The organism is uncultured Dokdonia sp., assembly GCF_947496725.1.
Taxonomy (GTDB): domain Bacteria; phylum Bacteroidota; class Bacteroidia; order Flavobacteriales; family Flavobacteriaceae; genus Dokdonia.
Map to the genome: position 1 here is coordinate 1 of NZ_CANMDS010000003.1, position 18,644 is coordinate 18,644.

At 37.0% G+C, this 18,644-nt stretch carries 16 protein-coding genes and 1 tRNA gene; 7 read left to right on the forward strand and 10 right to left on the reverse strand.

Annotation, left to right across the window (positions count from 1 at the left end):
• From Q0948_RS06865 to Q0948_RS06890, 6 genes are all read left to right on the forward strand, one after another.
• Positions 1-3,993, forward strand: a 3,993-nt coding sequence (locus tag Q0948_RS06865; RefSeq protein WP_298572873.1) for a gliding motility-associated C-terminal domain-containing protein, incomplete at its 5' end; no start/stop codon positions are given.
• 108 nt (positions 3,994-4,101) lie between these two features.
• Positions 4,102-5,046 carry a type IX secretion system membrane protein PorP/SprF gene (locus Q0948_RS06870; RefSeq protein ID WP_298351359.1) on the forward strand — a complete coding sequence of 315 codons (945 nt, stop codon included), beginning with the start codon at positions 4,102-4,104 and terminating at the stop codon, positions 5,044-5,046.
• A gap of 9 nt (positions 5,047-5,055) precedes the next feature.
• Positions 5,056-7,005, forward strand: coding sequence for an OmpA family protein (locus Q0948_RS06875; RefSeq protein WP_298351357.1), 1,950 nt, complete (start codon positions 5,056-5,058; stop codon positions 7,003-7,005).
• A 76-nt stretch (positions 7,006-7,081) separates the two neighbouring features.
• Positions 7,082-7,600, forward strand: coding sequence for an isopentenyl-diphosphate Delta-isomerase (idi, locus tag Q0948_RS06880; RefSeq protein ID WP_298351354.1), 519 nt, complete (start codon positions 7,082-7,084; stop codon positions 7,598-7,600).
• Positions 7,597-8,007, forward strand: coding sequence for a 6-carboxytetrahydropterin synthase (locus Q0948_RS06885; RefSeq protein ID WP_298351351.1), 411 nt, complete (start codon positions 7,597-7,599; stop codon positions 8,005-8,007). Before idi ends, Q0948_RS06885 begins: the two co-directional genes overlap by 4 nt.
• Positions 8,008-8,460 (forward strand): peroxiredoxin, encoded by a 453-nt coding sequence (locus tag Q0948_RS06890; RefSeq protein ID WP_298351348.1) that lies wholly within the window; start codon positions 8,008-8,010, stop codon positions 8,458-8,460.
• A gap of 97 nt (positions 8,461-8,557) precedes the next feature.
• On the opposite strand, the gene Q0948_RS06895 is transcribed toward Q0948_RS06890, so the two are convergent.
• The 6 genes from Q0948_RS06895 to Q0948_RS06920 all read right to left on the reverse strand — a co-directional run bounded on the left by Q0948_RS06895 (position 8,558) and on the right by Q0948_RS06920 (position 14,393).
• Positions 8,558-8,631, reverse strand: a tRNA-Thr gene (locus Q0948_RS06895).
• Between the two features lie 60 nt (positions 8,632-8,691).
• The gene (locus Q0948_RS06900; protein ID WP_021779448.1) at positions 8,692-8,958 is read right to left on the reverse strand and encodes a hypothetical protein; all 267 of its coding nucleotides are present in this window, start codon (positions 8,956-8,958) and stop codon (positions 8,692-8,694) included.
• A 93-nt stretch (positions 8,959-9,051) separates the two neighbouring features.
• Complete coding sequence (locus Q0948_RS06905; RefSeq protein WP_298351341.1) at positions 9,052-9,750, reverse strand: DUF4369 domain-containing protein; 699 nt, start codon at positions 9,748-9,750, stop codon at positions 9,052-9,054.
• Positions 9,751-9,799: 49 nt separating this feature from the next.
• On the reverse strand, positions 9,800-11,050 hold the full coding sequence (locus Q0948_RS06910) for a DUF819 family protein (protein WP_298351339.1): 1,251 nt from the start codon (positions 11,048-11,050) through the stop codon (positions 9,800-9,802).
• Positions 11,051-11,137: 87 nt separating this feature from the next.
• The gene (locus Q0948_RS06915; protein ID WP_298351337.1) at positions 11,138-13,330 is read right to left on the reverse strand and encodes a DUF5916 domain-containing protein; all 2,193 of its coding nucleotides are present in this window, start codon (positions 13,328-13,330) and stop codon (positions 11,138-11,140) included.
• Positions 13,331-13,445: 115 nt separating this feature from the next.
• Positions 13,446-14,393 carry an alpha/beta hydrolase gene (locus tag Q0948_RS06920; RefSeq protein WP_298351334.1) on the reverse strand — a complete coding sequence of 316 codons (948 nt, stop codon included), beginning with the start codon at positions 14,391-14,393 and terminating at the stop codon, positions 13,446-13,448.
• Positions 14,394-14,519: 126 nt separating this feature from the next.
• Between Q0948_RS06920 and Q0948_RS06925 the strand changes: the two genes are divergently transcribed.
• Positions 14,520-15,293, forward strand: a complete 774-nt coding sequence (locus Q0948_RS06925) for a S1/P1 nuclease (protein WP_035325063.1) — start codon at positions 14,520-14,522, stop codon at positions 15,291-15,293.
• Here the strand turns inward: Q0948_RS06925 and Q0948_RS06930 are convergent.
• The 4 genes from Q0948_RS06930 to Q0948_RS06945 all read right to left on the reverse strand — a co-directional run bounded on the left by Q0948_RS06930 (position 15,285) and on the right by Q0948_RS06945 (position 18,611).
• Positions 15,285-16,154 (reverse strand): AraC family transcriptional regulator, encoded by an 870-nt coding sequence (locus Q0948_RS06930; RefSeq protein WP_298351329.1) that lies wholly within the window; start codon positions 16,152-16,154, stop codon positions 15,285-15,287. The genes Q0948_RS06925 and Q0948_RS06930 overlap by 9 nt on opposite strands.
• 583 nt (positions 16,155-16,737) lie before the next feature.
• Positions 16,738-17,337, reverse strand: a complete 600-nt coding sequence (locus Q0948_RS06935) for an alpha-ketoglutarate-dependent dioxygenase AlkB (RefSeq protein ID WP_298351325.1) — start codon at positions 17,335-17,337, stop codon at positions 16,738-16,740.
• Positions 17,338-17,685: a MauE/DoxX family redox-associated membrane protein gene (locus tag Q0948_RS06940; protein WP_298351321.1), complete on the reverse strand. Its 348-nt coding sequence runs from the start codon at positions 17,683-17,685 to the stop codon at positions 17,338-17,340. It abuts the gene before it with no gap.
• Between the two features lie 56 nt (positions 17,686-17,741).
• A complete protein-coding gene (locus Q0948_RS06945; RefSeq protein WP_298351318.1) occupies positions 17,742-18,611 on the reverse strand; it encodes a sugar nucleotide-binding protein in 870 nt (289 codons plus the stop codon).
• Positions 18,612-18,644 lie beyond the last annotated feature (33 nt).

An 18,644-nucleotide genomic window follows, 5' to 3' on the forward strand; every position in this document is an offset into this window, starting at 1 on the left:
GTAATTGATGTATTAGATAATGATGGTTTTGATCCTGCTGCTGATGTAGAAGTAACTGATGTTACAGATCCTGCAAACGGAACTGTAGTAATCAACGATGATGGAACAGTAACGTATACTCCAGATCCTGATTTCAACGGAGAAGATACTTTTGAATACACAGTAACTGTAACAAACCCTGATGGAACAACAACTACTGAGACTGCTACTGTAGTAGTAACAGTAACTCCAGATAATCCATCACTAGATGTATTTAAAGAAGGTAATTATGAGGATACAAATGAAGATGGAGTAGTGAACCTTGGTGACTCAATTATATACAACTTTATTGTTTTCAATAATGGTGATGTACCATTGAGCGATATTACTTTAACTGATGAACTAGTTGATGTAATGGGTGGACCTATCGATCTTGAAGTTGGAGAAAGTGATTCAATGACTTTTACAGCTATATATGCAATAACTCAAGAGGATATTAATACAGGAGCTGTATACAACCAAGCAATTGCTACAGGTCAAGATCCAGCTGGAGAAATAGCAACAGATGCGTCTGAAGATCCAACTGGTATAGATCCTAATAATCCTCTTAATGATCCAGATTGTATGGAATGTACTATTACAGTTCTTAATCAGGATCCGGAGATTGCAATCGTTAAGACTGGAACGTTCAATGATGAGGATGGAGATGGCTTTGCACAAGCTGGTGAGACAATTACTTATAACTTCACAGTGACAAATACAGGAAATGTAACAGTAACAAACATTATTGTAACAGATCCATTAGTAACAGTAACTGGCGGTCCTATTGATTTAGTACCTGGAACTAGTGATGATACTACGTTTATTGCTGAGTATGTATTAACTCAAGAAGATGTAGATGCAGGTATGGTAGAAAACCAAGCGCTTGTAACTGGTCAGGATCCAAATGGAGATGATGTAGTTGATACTTCTGATGATAATAGTACAGTAGAAGGAGAAGAGGATATAACAATCACAGATTTACCAGAAGATCCAGGAGCAATAGCAATTGTTAAGACTGGAACGTTCAATGATGAAGATGGAGATGGTTTTGCAGAAGCTGGTGAGACAATCACTTATAACTTCACAGTGACAAACACAGGAAATGTAACAGTAACAAACATTATTGTAACAGATCCATTAGTAACAGTAACTGGCGGTCCTATTGATTTAGTACCAGGAGCTAGTGATGCGACAACGTTTGTAGCTGAGTATGTATTAACACAAGACGATGTAGATGCAGGAATGGTAGAAAACCAAGCACTTGCAACTGGTCAGAACCCAAGTGGAGATGACGTAGAAGATACATCAGATGATGATAGTACAGTAGAAGGTGATGATGATATAACAATCACAGATTTACCAGAAGATCCAGGAACAATAGCAATTGTTAAGACTGGAATGTTCAATGATGAAGATGGAGATGGTTTTGCACAAGTAGGTGAGACAATCACTTATAACTTCACAGTGACAAACACAGGAAATGTAACGGTAACAAACATTATTGTAACAGATCCATTAGTAACAGTAACTGGCGGTCCTATTGATTTAATACCAGGAGCTAGTGATGCGACAACGTTTGTAGCTGAGTATGTATTAACACAAGACGATGTAGATGCAGGAATGGTAGAAAACCAAGCACTTGCAACTGGTCAGAACCCAAGTGGAGATGACGTAGAAGATACATCAGATGATGATAGTACAGTAGAAGGTGACGATGATATAACAATCACAGATTTACCAGAAGATCCAGGAGCAATAGCAATTGTTAAGACTGGAACGTTCAATGATGAAGATGGAGATGGTTTTGCAGAAGCTGGCGAGACAATCACTTATAACTTCACAGTGACAAACACAGGAAATGTAACAGTAACAAACATTATTGTAACAGATCCATTAGTAACAGTAACTGGCGGTCCTATTGATTTAGTACCAGGAGCTAGTGATGCAACAACGTTTGTAGCTGAGTATGTATTAACACAAGACGATGTAGATGCAGGAATGGTAGAAAACCAAGCACTTGCAACTGGTCAGAACCCTAATGGAGATGACGTAGAAGATACATCAGATGATGATAGTACAGTAGAAGGTGATGATGATATAACAATCACAGATTTACCAGAAGATCCAGGAACAATAGCAATTGTTAAGACTGGAACGTTCAATGATGAGGATGGAGATGGTTTTGCACAAGTAGGTGAGACAATCACTTATAACTTCACAGTGACAAACACAGGAAATGTAACAGTAACAAACATTATTGTAACAGATCCATTAGTAACAGTAACTGGCGGTCCTATCGATTTAGTACCAGGAGCTAGTGATGCGACAACGTTTGTAGCTGAGTATGTATTAACACAAGAAGATGTAGATGCAGGAATGGTAGAAAACCAAGCACTTGCAACTGGTCAGAACCCAAGTGGAGATGACGTAGAAGATACATCAGATGATGATAGTACTGAAGAAGGTGATGATGATATAACAATCACAGATCTACCAGAAGATCCAGGAACAATAGCAATTGTTAAGACTGGAACGTTCAATGATGAAGATGGAGATGGTTTTGCACAAGTAGGTGAGACAATCACTTATAACTTCACAGTGACAAACACAGGAAATGTAACAGTAACAAACATTATTGTAACAGATCCATTAGTAGCTGTAACTGGCGGTCCTATCGATTTAGTACCAGGAGCTAGTGATAGTACAACGTTTGTAGCTGAGTATGTATTGACACAAGCCGATGTAGATGCAGGAATGGTAGAAAACCAAGCACTTGCAACTGGTCAGAATCCTAATGGAGATGACGTAGAAGATACATCAGATGATGATAGTACTGAAGAAGGTGAGGATGATGTGACAATTACAGATTTACCTGAAGATATTGGATCTATTGCAGTTGTAAAAACTGGAACCTTCAATGATGAGGATGGAGATGGTTTTGCACAAGCTGGTGAGACAATCACTTATAACTTTACAGTATCAAATACTGGAAATGTTACGATATCAAATATTGTTATAACAGATCCATTAGTAGCTGTAACTGGAGGTCCAATAGATCTTGAGCCTGGAGCTAGTGATAGTACAACATTTGTTGCTGTATACACACTAACACAAGAAGATGTAGATGCAGGAATGGTAGAAAACCAAGCACTTGCAACTGGTCAGAACCCTAATGGAGATGACGTAGAAGATACATCAGATGATGATAGTACTGTTGAAGGTGAGGAAGATGTTACAATTACTATCTTACCTACAGGAGCAAATTCAATAGCTCTTGAGAAAACAGGTGAGCTTATCGATCTTAACGGTGATGGAGTATTTGAACCAGGAGAGATTATTCAATATACATTCACAGTGACAAACACTGGAGAATTAACTATTGAAGATATTGTAATTACTGATCCACTAGTTGATGTAGATGGAGGTCCTATTACATTATTACCAGGAGAATCTGATAGTACAACATTTACGGCTACATACCTTATCACTGAGGAGGATATCGAAAATGGAACAGTTATTAACCAAGCTACTGTAAGTGGTATATTACCTGATGGAGTAGAGTTAATTGACCTATCTGATGATCCTACAGATGATACAAATGTTGATATTAATGGAGATGGTAACCCTGATGATCCAACAATAACAGTAATACCAAGTGTTCTTAATGTAACAGATCTTGAAGTATTTACTGGTATGTCACCAGACGGTGATGGACAAAATGATGTATTTATTATTGAAGGAATTATAGACTTCCCAGATAATAATGTTCAGATTTTCAACAGATGGGGTGTTCAAGTGTTCGAAGGAAATGGTTATGATAACACATCAGTAGTGTTTAGAGGTATTTCAGATGGAAGAACTACTATCAATGCTGATAAGGAACTTCCAGAAGGAACATATTACTACCTAATCAACTATCAAACCGAGGACGGATTGAAACGATTAAGTGGATATTTATATATTAACCGATAATTAGAAAACCGCTTTCGCGAAAGCGTAATAACAATAACATCTAGTAAAATGACGATTCCGTTCAAACAACGGAAGTCATTTTACTAAATGATTTAAACTAAGATTAGAATGAAAAAGCTACATCTCATCGTATTGCTAGTGATTACGATGCTAAGTTTTACCGAAGTAAATGCTCAGCAAGATCCACAGTATACGCAGTATATGTATAATACCGTGGCAATCAATCCAGCTTATGCTGGAAACAGAGGAGTTACAAGTATTGTAGGACTACACAGAAGTCAATGGGTTGGTCTAGACGGCGCACCACGTACACAGAGTTTAAGTATACACTCACCTATAGGTGAAGGTAAAGTAGGGCTTGGACTTTCTATTGTAAATGATGCACTTGGACCGTCGCAAGAGACTTATGTAGGGGCAGATTTTAGTTATACAGTTAATACTTCAGAGTCTGGAAAATTAAGTTTTGGACTTAAAGCTGGAGGACACATACTAGATGTAGACTTCACTAAGCTTACATTATTTGATGTGACAGATCCTAGATTTTCTCAAAACATTGATAATAAGATCTCACCTATTATAGGTGCTGGTTTATACTATCACACAGATAATTTTTATGCTGGTGTAAGTGTGCCTAATCTTATTCAAACAGAACATTTTGATGTAGGTAATAATAGCAATGGAGCTAGTTTTATAGCAAAAGAGCGTATTCATTACTATGGTATAATGGGATACACATTTGATATAAGTGATCAACTTAAATTTAAGCCTAGTACTCTTGTAAAATTGGTTCAAGGTGCGCCATTACAAGTTGATCTTACTGCAAACTTTTTGGTAATGGAAAAGCTTCACCTTGGAGCGGCTTACAGATGGAGCGCTGCATTAAGCGGTCTTGTAGGTTTTCAAGTATCAGACAGTATGTTAATAGGGCTTGCTTATGATAGAGAGAGCACAGACTTAGGGGATACTGTCTATAATGACGGTAGTTTTGAAGTGTTTTTAAGATTTGAGCTCTTTAACGAGTATGATAGAATGTTAACACCACGATTCTTTTAATACAGTACTATGAAAAAAATTACATTATTTATATTTCTTCTTACTGCATTTTTTGGATACGCGCAGGAAAAGAAGATAGAAAGAGCAACAAAGAGATTTAATCAATATGATTATGTAAACTCTCAAGAAATTTATCAAAAAGTAGTTGATAAAGGATATGAATCTGGTGACCTCTTTAAAAGACTTGCAGACTCATATTATTTAAATGCAAAATATGATGAAGCAGCAACATATTATGGAAAGCTTATAGAGCAATTTCCAGAGGATGTAGAGCCAGAAGTATATTTTAGATATGCAACGTCATTAAGAGCAACAAAAGATTATTCATTATCTGATAAGATGATGGCTCGCTTTTATGACCTTGGTGAGGATGATACTAGAGCTGTATTATTTAGAAAAGCACCTGATTATCTTAGAGAGATTGAAAAGCAAAAAGGAGCTTACGATGTTTCTATCACTCAAATTAACTCTGGATACTCAGATTTTGGATCTGCATTGTATAAGGACAAATTGATTTTTGCCTCAAACAGAGATACAGGCGGTTATACAAAACGTGTGCATAAATGGAACGGTCAACCATTCTTAAACTTATACCAAGTAGATACTAGTAAAGTAGGTCAAGATGGTGGAACTAAGTTTGCTAAGCCATTTAGCGCAAACCTTAATACGCAATATCACGAGAGTTCTCCTGTATTTGCAAAGGGAGATAGTGTTATGTATTTCACACGTAATAACTATAGCAATGGCATCTTTAGTAAAGATAGTACAGGTACTAACCAGTTAAAGTTGTACCGCGCAAGTTATAAAAATGGCGCTTGGGGCGGAGTTAAGGAATTACCATTTAATAGTGATAATTATACCGTAGCTCACCCGGCTTTAAGCCCAGATGGTAAAAAATTATACTTCTCTTCAGATATGCCAGGTACTTTAGGTCAAGCAGACTTATGGTATGTAGTAATTAATGATGATGGTACGTATGGAGAGCCAGTAAATCTTGGTAATAGAATTAATACTGAAGGAAGAGAAAGTTTTCCATATGTAAGCGCAGCAAATGATCTATTCTTTGCTTCAAACGGTCACCCAGGTCTTGGAGGTTTAGATATTTTCTTAACTAATCTTGATGCAACTGGTGAGGATGTAACTATACTTAATATTGGAGAGCCTGCAAATACATCTAAAGATGATTTTGCATTCATAATTAATTCTGACACTAAAACTGGATTTCTTTCTTCTAACCGTGGTAAATCTGGTATAGATGATGACATCTATATGATAAGAGAGCTTAGAAGGCCAGAACCTCTTTGTGAAATATTACTAACTGGTAATGTAACAGATAAAAACACAGAAGAGCTTTTAAAAGGTGCTACTGTAGCTTTATATGATGATAAGAGTAATCTTATTGAATCTATAGTTACTGGTAGAAAAGCAACTTTTGAGTTTGAGCCAGAATGTGATGCAAAATATCTTTTAAGAGGATCTAAAGATGGATACACTACAGTAGAGAAAAGAGTGTCTACGCCTAATCTATCTGGTGAAATTCAAGAGTTTTTACAATTAGAACGTGCTGTTCAAATTGCAAAACCAGGAGACGATATTGCAAAAATATTAAATCTTAATCCTATATACTTTGATTTTGATAAGTACTATATAAGACCAGATGCAGAGATTGAGCTTGCAAAAGTACTAGTGTATATGGAAACGTATCCTTCTGTACGTATAGACGTAAGATCACACACAGATAGTAGAGGTAATGATGAGTACAACCGTACACTATCTCAAAACCGTAATGTATCTACTAGAGACTGGCTTATTGCAAAGGGAATTAATCCATCTAGACTTTCTGGTCGCGGTTATGGAGAGTCTCAGCTAGTTAATGAATGTTCAAACGGTGTTCAGTGTAGTGAAGAACAACATCAACTTAACAGAAGAAGTGAGTTTATAGTTTTAAGTAATAACTAACCTTACTTTCAATAATTTCAAGAGCGTCTCATATGAGGCGCTTTTTTTATGAGTTATTTGTATTTTTACAAAGCTTATGAAAGAAGAATTAGTCATCTTAGTAGATGAAAATGATAATAAAATAGGGTTAATGCCCAAAATGGAAGCTCACGAAAAGGCCTTACTACACCGCGCTTTTTCTGTATTTGTCTTCAATGATAAAAACGAGCTTATGCTCCAGCAGCGAGCGCTTCATAAATATCACAGCCCCGGCCTATGGACCAACACCTGTTGTAGTCACCAGCGCGATGGTGAGAGTAATATAGAAGCTGGTACCCGTAGGTTACAAGAGGAGATGGGTTTTACCGTTCCTCTAGAAGAAAGCATTTCTTTCATATACAAAGCGCCTTTTGACAATGGCCTTACAGAGCACGAGTTAGACCATATCCTCATAGGTCACTCAGAGCAAGAACCTGTTATAAATAAAGATGAAGTAGCGGCCTGGAAATGGATGGATTTAGAAAAGGTTAAACAAGATATAGCAAGTCACCCAGAACTATATACAGCTTGGTTTAAAATTATATTTGATAAATTCTATAACCACATTAAGCAATGAGAATAACTGCACACAGAAAAGCACATTTTAACGCTGCACATAGGTTATACAGACCAGACTGGAATGATGAAAAAAATAGCCAGATTTTCGGTAAGTGTAGTAATCCTAATTTTCACGGTCATAATTACGACCTTACAGTAAGTGTCACTGGTGATATAGACCCAGAAACCGGATTTTTGATAGATCTTAAAATTTTAAAGGATATTATAAAAGCTCAGGTAGAAGACTATCTAGATCATAAAAATCTTAATCTTGAGGTACAGGAGTTTAAAGAGCTTAACCCAACGGCAGAAAATATTGCGGTTGTCATTTATAATAGAATCAAAACAGTGTTAGAACCTAAGTTTGATCTGGAGGTGACTCTATATGAGACACCGCGCAACTTTGTAACCTATAAAGGAGAGTAAATGGCATTAAAAGTAGGAGATAAGGCACCAGGCTTTAGTTTAAAAAATCAAGACGGTACAGATGTTTCTATAGACTCACTACTAGGTCAAGTACCTCTAGTAATTTATTTTTACCCTAAAAACTTCACACCCGGTTGTACTGCGCAAGCCTGTAGTTTTAGAGATCAGTATCAGGATTTTACAGATGCAGGGGCAAAAGTATTTGGTATAAGTGCAGATAGTGTAGCGAGTCATAAACGATTTAGAGCAAAGCACAACCTACCTTTTGACACCCTTTCAGATCAAAAAAATAAAATACGTCGTTTATACGGTGTAAAGAACGAACTTCTAGGTTTGTTACCAGGACGAGAGACCTTTGTTATAGATGCCACAGGCACCGTTAAAATGCGTTTTAATAGTATGATGGCTGGCAAGCACATTCCTAAAGCACTTTCTGTAATAAAGGGGCTGTAATCTTTTTACGCTTTCGCGAAAGCGTGCTCACATTTACTTTTAATAATCGTAATGGTTTTAAAACAAAAAAGGCCTTCTATAAAAGAAGACCTTTTTGAGCCGATGGAGGGACTCGAACCCACGACCTGCTGATTACAAATCAGCTGCTCTAGCCAGCTGAGCTACATCGGCATTGCGGGTGCAAATATAATAGCATTTATATCATATTTGCAACCTCAATTTGAAAAAAAATTAAAGCTTATTAATTCTTTCAATAAGACCGCTTGCATCTCTCTCAAGATCAGTGCGTACGGCTTCTAAATTTTTTCCTCTATTTTCAACCTTACGGTCATTTACCTTTGCAATAAGGGTATCAAATGTCTTAATTGCGTCATCTATAATCGCTTCACCTTTAGCGGCATCTTCTTTTGGGTTAAGCGCTTCCCATACGTACACGGCATCAATGATGTCACCTAGTACAAAATTGATATCTTTCTTTAAATCTCTAATATTTGCCATAGTTCTTATTTTGAATGCAAAAATACTGTAATTTCTGAAGATGAGCTTCAGTTTGTGATGGTAAATTGAGCGTTGTTTATCAACAGAGTGGCATTAATTTGCCTTGCGCTCTTCGAGTAATCTTTTTACCTGTTTACCATATAGAGATTGCTTAGTCTTTCTCGGGAATGTCTTGTAAAGGGTATCTAGATAAGAAGTTGTAGCATCAGGAATCTGTGTCAAAAGTAGGTAAGGAGCTACCTCTTTGTCTTTATGTACAGATGCAAAGTTACCTGTGTAAAGATACTTCCTTTTAACAAGGCTTTGTAGTGAGTCATCATAGGCTACAATATCTTCTTGTAAACCGCTCTGTCTAGCCTCAAAAGAGCCCTTTATAAGATCAAGGTTTTTATCATTAAACTGCTTGTTCATATTTTGAAACTCTTGCCAGTACATTTGGTTTTCTGACCCTATTACTGCTGCAAATCCTTCAAAGTTTTTGAGTGATGTAGTGATGTTGATAGCTCCCTCTTCTGCAAAGAAAGGTATGCGATCATCATAGCCAGACTCATTTTCTTTACTTAGGTGTAAATAGTAAACCTCTGGCTCTTTTATGTCTAGTATAAATTCAAACTCTGGCTCTCCATCTATTTCTAGAGAGTCTATATTTACTAGTGCAGTGTCTTGTATATGCTGCACATAAAGAGTCCCTTTTTTAAGGCCTTTTACGGTTCCTGTAAGTGTTAAGTTACCAGATTTTGAACACGAGATAATTAAAAAGCTTACTAATAAAAGGTATGTAATTCTAGTCATAATATAGTCTTGTTAAGGCCGCAAATATCTCATTATTTTACAAACAAAACTAGCCTGCAGAGGCCATTTCCATTAAAATTGTACACAATATCGCACCATAGGTTCCTACCACGTAGCCAAAGACCGCTAGCAACACTCCCACACTCGCTAGTGACGGGTGAAACTCTGCTGCAACAACAGGAGCAGAGGCTGCTCCTCCCACGTTTGCCTGACTTCCCACAGCAAGAAAGAAAAAGGGCGCTTTTACTAGTTTTGCCACAAGTATAAGTAGGCCAGCGTGTATACCCATCCAGACAAAACCTATAGCTATAAGCCCTGGGTTATCAAGTATACTTAGTAAATCCATCTTCATACCTATGCTTGCAACCAGTATATAGATAAAAACACTACCTATCTTACTTGCTCCAGCGCCTTCATAGTTTTTTGCCTTTGTAAACGAAAGCAAAATACCTATTGCCGTAGCAATTGTAATCATCCAGAAAAATGTAGAGCCAAAAGACGCAAGGGCAGAGTCCTTAGGTATATCAGAAAACAGTGCAGACATACCACTCGCTCCCCAGTGTGCAATACCTACAGCGCCAAAGGCAAGTCCCAGCATTACCATAAGGTCATTAAGAGTAGGGTTGCGTTTTACACCTTCGGCAAAGGTTGATACCTTTTCTTTTAATTTTTCTATAGCTGTGTTATCTGCTTTAAGCCAGTTATCTATGCGTTTTGATTTTCCTATTCCTAGAAGTAATACTGCCATCCATACGTTTGCTACTACTATGTCTACGAGTACCATTTGCCCATACTTGGCAGGATTGTATTTATAAATTTCTAGCATAGCTGCTTGATTTGCACCACCACCTATCCAGCTACCTGCTAGTGTAGACAGCCCTCTCCATATCGCATCTGGACCAGCACCGCCCACCGTCTCTGGTGAAATGGCTGAGATTAATAAAATAGCAAGCGGCCCGCCTATTACGATACCTAAGGTCCCTGTGAAGAACATAATAAGTGCCTTTGGGCCTAGATTTACAATAGCTTTAAGGTCTATACTTAATGTCATAAGTACAAGAGAGGCAGGTAGCAAGTAGCGACTCGCTACATAATATAGCTGGCTACTCTCTGCATCTATTAATCCTACACTATTAAATATTGCGGGGATCAAATAGCATAATAGTAAGGCTGGTACAACGCCATAAAACTTACCCCAGAAGCCTGTTTTCTTTCCAGAGGTGTAAAATATGCCCGCTAGTGCAAGAGCTATGAGGCCAAAGACGATAGCATCATTTGTAAAATAAGGTGTGTTCTCCATAGTTGTGAGGGTGTTTACGCTTTCGCGAAAGCGTAAAAAATAATCGCTCCTAATTTATCTAGAAGCGTCCCGAAAATATGAAAATCCCTATAAATAGAGCCAGTAAGTGAGCTTTAAATTTATACTTCTGAAGCGTGGAGCAAAGGTGGTATCTGTAAAATAGTTGTCATTATAAACCAAAAATAAATCTGATAAAGGAGCAAAACGCCACTGCAATCTAGAGTTGATACCAAAGTTGTCTTGCAAGGTACTGTATTGAAGCAAGGTGTTCCAAAATAGATTTTTTGTAAATGTCACTTCCACACGAGGGCTTACGAGCCAGATGTCATTATCTGAGTAGGGGGCAGGAAGGTTTATTTTATCATAACGCGCATTAAAACCTATAATTAACTTAGGTTGTAAACGTAGTGTTGCTCCTGCTCTTAGTGTTAAAATCTCACCATTAAAGTAGTCTCCATAGGTAGCATTTGAGGTATATGAAAGTGCCTTTCTTCTATCTGAATTATACTCAAGCTCTATGCTATTATAACTATACTCACTGCCTTCTGGAAGTTCTAAACCTTCAGAGCGCGACGGGTCAAAGGTGTCAAAAAGCTTAGTAAAACGTGCTCGTGGCTTTACAGCGAGGCTGGCTGTATTTTTAAACTCTGCCTCCCACTGTGGAGAGAGCGTGCGATCACCTAGTGTGAAGTCTAGCTCTGGTCGCCACACATAAAATGAGTTGAGAGAGAATATATGTCTATTTATTGCTCCAGACTTGGGGAATATGAGGCGTTCAAGTTTTGAAAAATTTCTAAAGATATCTTTACGGGGTATAAAACCTAGGTCTGAGTTAAAGTCTTCGTTTACAAAGAGGGTAGCGCTGGTTGCTCTCCAGTTATTTCTATTATACTCAATTCGAGCTCCTCCAGAAAAGTCTTTGCGCTCTACACCAGGGGTAAAAGATTTGTGTAGGTAAAATTTACCGTTCCAACTGTTATCCTCATTTGCAAGATTATAATCTAGACCTACTAGTCTGTTATATTGCTCGCCAGGTTCTACAAAAGTTTCATTACCTGTGGCTTGTCTGTTTACAAAAATAGCAGAGATGTTTGACCGGCTAAAGACTCTATGCTGTAAGGCAATAACAGTATTATTATTTGCAGAGATCTCATTGCGCTCATCCTTTTCGGTTTGCATATTAAGTAGACCTACGCGCAAGTTATTATTCACTTTGCCACTTAGTCTTGCTCCAGCTACAATGTTATTTATAATGGTATTTCCCTCAAAGTCTTCTGCGATACCTATGCGTCTCGAAAAAAATGGATTTGCCGCTCTAGGATCTCCAAAATCTGCAAAGAGGTCACTATTTTCTATAAAAAACTGGCGCCTCTCTGGTAGCCCCACCTCAAAACGTGAGAGATTTGTGATGGCATTATCTACCTCTACCTGTGAGAAGTCTGGGTTAATGGTGACGTCTAGATTAAGACTATTACCTATAGTAAAACGAGCATCACCGCCCACTTTTACTTCTGTAAAATCATCTGGTAGTTCTCTATCTTGACCTGCTATCGCATTTATATATGGAATAATTGATATGGGACTTTTTGAGTTACCTAGCGGTTTTTCAAAAACCATATCTCCCATATAAGCCAGATTAAATATAAACTGATTTTGAGGTATGTTTATCCACGTGTTTCTAGTATTATCTTGAGTGTCAAACTGGTAACTGTTAAAGCGCCACCTGGTCTCGCCTTCTCTAAATTTAAAGGCACTCATAGGGATGGCCCACTCACAAATGTAATAGCCATCATACTGCTTAGTCTCACCTACCCATTTTGTGTCCCAGCTAGTTGTAAAACCTCTTAAGTCTGTACCACCTCCAGATACGAGAGCCTCGCGACGTATACCTAAGGGATTTGAGCCAAATAAGAAAGCATTGTTTCCATCATTAAAAGTGTCAAACATTAAAGTGGTATTATCACTTCCGCCAGCTCTAAAGTCACGCTTTAGCGAGGGTATCACATAGTCATCTCCTTGAGAAAATACTTTAATACCTACATAAAGTGTCTTGTCTGTATATAAAAACCTTATTTCAGATTGATATGGAGCCTGTATGGTATCTGTAGGGAAGTATTGCCAGAAGTTTGTTGCTGGTTTCGTCTCGTTCCATACTGGCTCATCTAGCGATCCGTCTACGGTAATGGGTGAATTTATAAATTTTACACCTACCTCCTTAGTCTGTGCATAGGTAGTAAGGCTCGCAACTAGTATTGCGATAGATAAAACGTATTTAAGCATTAATATTGATTGGTTATGCCTAAAAGTAAATAAAATGGCTATGCTATAACTTAAATTTAAGAAGCTTTTAACCCCATATAATAATCTTTATGCTTTCTGTTTAACGCTATAGGCATTACTCACGATTTATAAACGCACTTATTGTATCTATAAGCGCAGAGGCAATAGGTAAGGCGGTATTATTATATGTTTTTGAGTTTTCAAGATTGTCTTTACCGGTAATACGTAAGACGTGATTCATCCCCTCTATGTGGGATAAACTAGCTGTAGGAAGGGCAGCTTGTAGTTTTATAGCTTCTTCTGGAGAAGTTTGTAAATCATTTGTACCATCTATAATGAGAACAGGTATCTTAAGTTTTGCAATCTCTTCACTGGGGTTATAACGCATCCAGCTTGCCATAAACGGTTGCACGGCTGGCCTAAAAATAGATCCTAGGGCTGGAGAGTAGTCTTTTACCTTTCCTTTTTCTTTAAGTGTTTTAAAAGCTGTTGCCGCTTTGTCTTTAAGGTCTGGCATTTGCAATGCTATTTGATTAATAATAGATTGATCTATGGATTGTCCCGCTCCAGTGAGTGATATAAAACCACTTGTAGTTGTTTGTTGAGCAGCCACCATCCCTATGAGTGAACCTTGCCCGTGACCTATGATAAACACTTCTTTAAAACGCCCTTGTTTATTAAAGTAATCTATAACAGCCACTGCATCATCTATAAACATTGTGAAGTCCAGTTTATCTTCTTGAAGCGCATTTTTCTTTAGTAATGTAAGTACCCTCTTGTCATATCTAAAACTAGCGACACCCTCTTGAGCAAGACTTTCGGCGAGAAGTTTTAAGCTGTTATTACGCATCATTTGCTGGTTTCCATCGCGATCTGTTGGGCCTGAGTCTGGAATAATTATCGCAAGTTTTGAAGTGGGAGTTTCTGGGGTAAGCAAGGTTCCATAAACCATATCTGTGATACGCAGGTCACTTCTACCACTATAACTTTGAGAAAAGACACCAGTTTGTACGAGTAAACAAAGTATCGGTATAAGTAATTTTAGCTTTAGTGAAGTTTGCATTATTATATGAATTTATAGAGTTAAAGATAGTGTTGTTTACGCTTTCGCGAAAGCGGACTTATTCTTAATATTTTTATAACACAGAAGAAGGTTGATTCATTGTACTTTTGCTCAAAATTTTATACAATGCGTTATTCTTTACTTTTAGTTTTTGTTTTACTTTTTTCACTACAAGCCACTGCTTTTGACTGGGGAAAAACGGGTCATAGAACCACTGGTGCTATTGCTGAAAAGTACTTAACTAAAAAGACAAAAAGAGCTATTGCAGAATTACTAGATGGGGAGTCTCTTGCACTAGTATCTACCTATGCAGATGAGATTAAGAGTGATAAAAAATATAGATCTTTTGGACCTTGGCACTATGTAAATGTACCTTTTGATAGTTCTTTTGAACAGCACCCTAGAAGTGAGAAGGGAGATATTATAAGCGGTATAGAGAAGAGTATAGCTGTTATAAAGTCTGACACTGCTACAAAAGAAGATAAAGCATTTTACTTACGTATGCTTGTGCACTTTATAGGAGATTTACACCAGCCACTGCATAACGGAATTAGTGAAGATAAAGGTGGTAACGATTTTCAAGTACGATGGTATAATGATGGTACAAATCTTCACAGAGTATGGGACACACAGATGATAGAAAGTTACGGGATGAGCTACTCAGAACTTGCAGATAATATGCCTAGTCTTACTAAAAATCAAGAGAAAGCAATCGCCCAGGGTACTTATGTAGACTGGATGAAGGATAGCCGCGTTCTTGTAAAAGAAATCTATGCAAATACTGAAAAAGGTGAAAAGCTAGGGTACAGATATATGTATGACTACTTTAATGTTCTTAAAGGACAATTACAAAAAGGAGGTATACGTCTGGCTACTTTACTTAATGAGATTTTAGGCTAGTGGCCTAGCTTCTTCTTGCTTCTTAAACTGTTTTGGGGTTAGACCGTTATATTTTTTAAAGATACGCGTGAGGTGACTCTCATCTGTAAAGCCTAGTTGATAAGCTATTTCAGACACTGTAAAGTCAGTATTTTTGAGTCTATACTTAACTAGCTGTATTTTATACATTAAAATATAGTGATGTAACGAGTCTCCAGTTTTCTTTTTAAAATAGGCGCTTATCCCACTGCTAGTCATATTAAACTTATCTGCAATAGCACTTATTTTCATAAGGTCTGTGTCATATACGTGCTGTCGTATATAATTAAGTAAAGACTCTATAGTGGTATGTTGATCTTTATTACCTGTTTTCTTAACAGGTTTAATATCTCTCAGAATGTTTCTAGCTATAATACTCAAGGTGGTACTCACCATATTTGAGATATTATGCTTGTAAAATTCTTTACCCATCTCATACTCTTGTATAATTACATTGTGCATATGCCAGATGAGTGCCTTGTCGTAAGGATTTGTAATAATATCTCCCGGCATCTGGTTAGGACTATGTATAATACCTTCTATGCGATGTAGCCAGTACGACCTATCTGGTAGGTTCATTTTACTAGAAAATAATGACTCTGTAAATTGAAAATAACAAAACGAGGTAGTACCATCTATTTCAAACCAGTACTTATCTTCTGGTGCGATTAAAAATACATCACCAGTTGTATAGGTTACTATAAACTCGTTTACAAAATGACGACCCTTACCTTCTTCAATAAAAATTATTTGAAAATAAGATCTGAGGTCTGTATCCTGATGCTTTCCAGTTCTCTCAAACTGTTTAATAAGGAAAGTGTCTTGTAGGCTAAATTGTTGCATATTATGACTAAGTAGGGGCTTTAAATAGTGTACCTTAAGATACAAATTTAATTTTAGATTGCATAATTACTGCTTATTATCAGATTGTTACAAGTTTTTTACAATTTTTTATCAATATTTTACTAGTTTAGATTTACTATGCGTGCATAGCTTTGCGCCCGTTAGAATAGACGAGTGTAAGAGTACAAAGTTTGAGGTATTGTCACGTTTGGTTTTAAGGTTAGTTGTTAGTTCCTTTTTGCTCTTACATTCTATATATGTTCATAATATATACACTGTTTATCGCTTAGGTTGACTTTTTTCTGAGTTCCCTAGTTTTTTAGTTAATGATTTTTTTTGGTGACAATACCTCTTTTTTAAATCATAACAGTATCACATCCCTAGTAGAGATGCGCGATTATAATTATTTGATATAGTGACTTAGAAGTAAAAAATTGATGCTTAGTAACCCCTAAATTACTTATTGTTTTAAGCTTCTAAGTCTTATGTAAATTGGCTTTCATCCCAAGAAAGAATTCATCTACTCGTGACTTTAATCGGGTAGATAACTAAGGCAAACGTACCCCCTAAGCGTTTGCTTTTTTTATTTTACAACCCTAAAGGTTAGATTTATACGCGGCGTTACTTGTTTTGCAGTTTTTGGTACTGTATGCTGCCAGCACTCTTGCGTAGATCCTTTCATTAAAAGTAAACTTCCAGAGTCTAGCATAAGCTTTTTATTAATACTGTGATCTTTCTTATACCTAAGTTTAAAAGCTCTAGTTGCACCTAAGCTCACAGATGCTATTGCAGGGTTCTTGCCTAATTCTTTCTCATTATCTGAGTGCCACCCATTGCTGTCATTTCCATCTCTATATAGGTTAAGCAAGCAAGTAGAAAATGTAATACCCGTGACTGCTTCGACTCTTTTTTTTATTTCGCTTAAAGCGAAAGTAAATTCGAGCGGGTGCATCGTGATATTAGAGTAGGAGTAGGGCTTGCCATTATTACCATAGAGCGCAGTGAGCCTAGGTTGTGCATAGGTTTTTCCAAAAACGGTAATATCATCTTGTTGCCAGGGCGTTTCCTTATAAAGTATATTATAAAAGTGTAGCGCCTCTTCTTTTGAGAGAAAATCTTCATAATAAGTGATATCTCCATCCGGAATATCAAGATTGTATGGCTCGCTAGAAAATAAAGACATTTATAAGTATTGATAAGCCCAGTACATAAGTAAAAATTGTAACGGTAGTCTTAACCATAGTAACCACATTGGGAATTTACCTTTGTGTTTTTCATTAGTAATCATATCTATATGAACCGTAAAAAATACAAGGAGCATTAAAATAATACCCCACGCGGCATATACTCTGGTAGTATCAAAAAGAAGACCCACACCAAGTACAACCTCTGCCACACCACTCCAGAATACCATTGCTTTCTTATATGGTATGTAAGGAGGCATTATTGCTCCGTAAACACGTGGTTTTATAAAGTGCATCACACCTGCAATGATGTACATTGCAGCCATAATATATAAATGCCAGATCATAAATTTCTTTTGTTTTAAAGATACGTACTAAGGTCGTTTTATGAGATCTTTACTGGTTAAATATACTTCTTACTGCTCTCAACAACCGTTTCATTTGTAATCTGTAAATGTTTTGGTAGTCGGTTATCGCGAGGGAGTACGGCTAGGTAGCGATCTGTATTGCTAGTAAATACATTTTTATAAATAGGTTTTCTATTAAGATCGAGCATTATCACCAGCTCGTGTATAAACTCCTTGTGGTGTATGAGATCTGTACTACCTAAATGAAAGATACCAGAGAGTTTTCTATTTATAATATAATGTATCTGCTGGCGTAGTTTTGCATCTGTGGTAGTATTCATCACAAGATGCGGAAAGACCTCTATGGGATCACCTAGTAAGAGCTCATTTTTAAGAGCTTGTATACGTGGTGAGCCTACCCCAAAAACCATAGGCAATCGCACAATGGCATATTGTTCTTCTGGTAGATGTCTCATAAGGAGTGTCTCCACACGTATTTTTAACTTTCCGTATATGCTTTGTGAGAGGGTTTTATCATTTTCATAACTTGGGTAGTTTGAAAATGCGTCAAAAACATTTGCGCTTGATAAAAATATAATACGGCAACCCGTTTCTTGGGCATAACCCACCATAAGCTCGTGTGCCTCTAGCTGGTCTGTAAATGGACCTCGCAGCGCAGAGATAATTACAGAAGGCTGTATTTGTCGCAATAACTCATACACATCATCATTTACAAGGTCAAACTTTAAATAGTGCTTGTTATCACTATAAATTTTACCAGAATGATAGGTGCCATAGGTGTTATAATACCTGTACAATTCCTTGTATAGACCATTGCCTAAAAAGCCACTGGCTCCTAGTATGAGTATCTTATCTTTTGACTTTTTAAATGCGATAGCGTACTTATTTTGTATAAAAAATCCCAAATTTCAAAAAGTAATCCTTTTTGAAATTTGGGA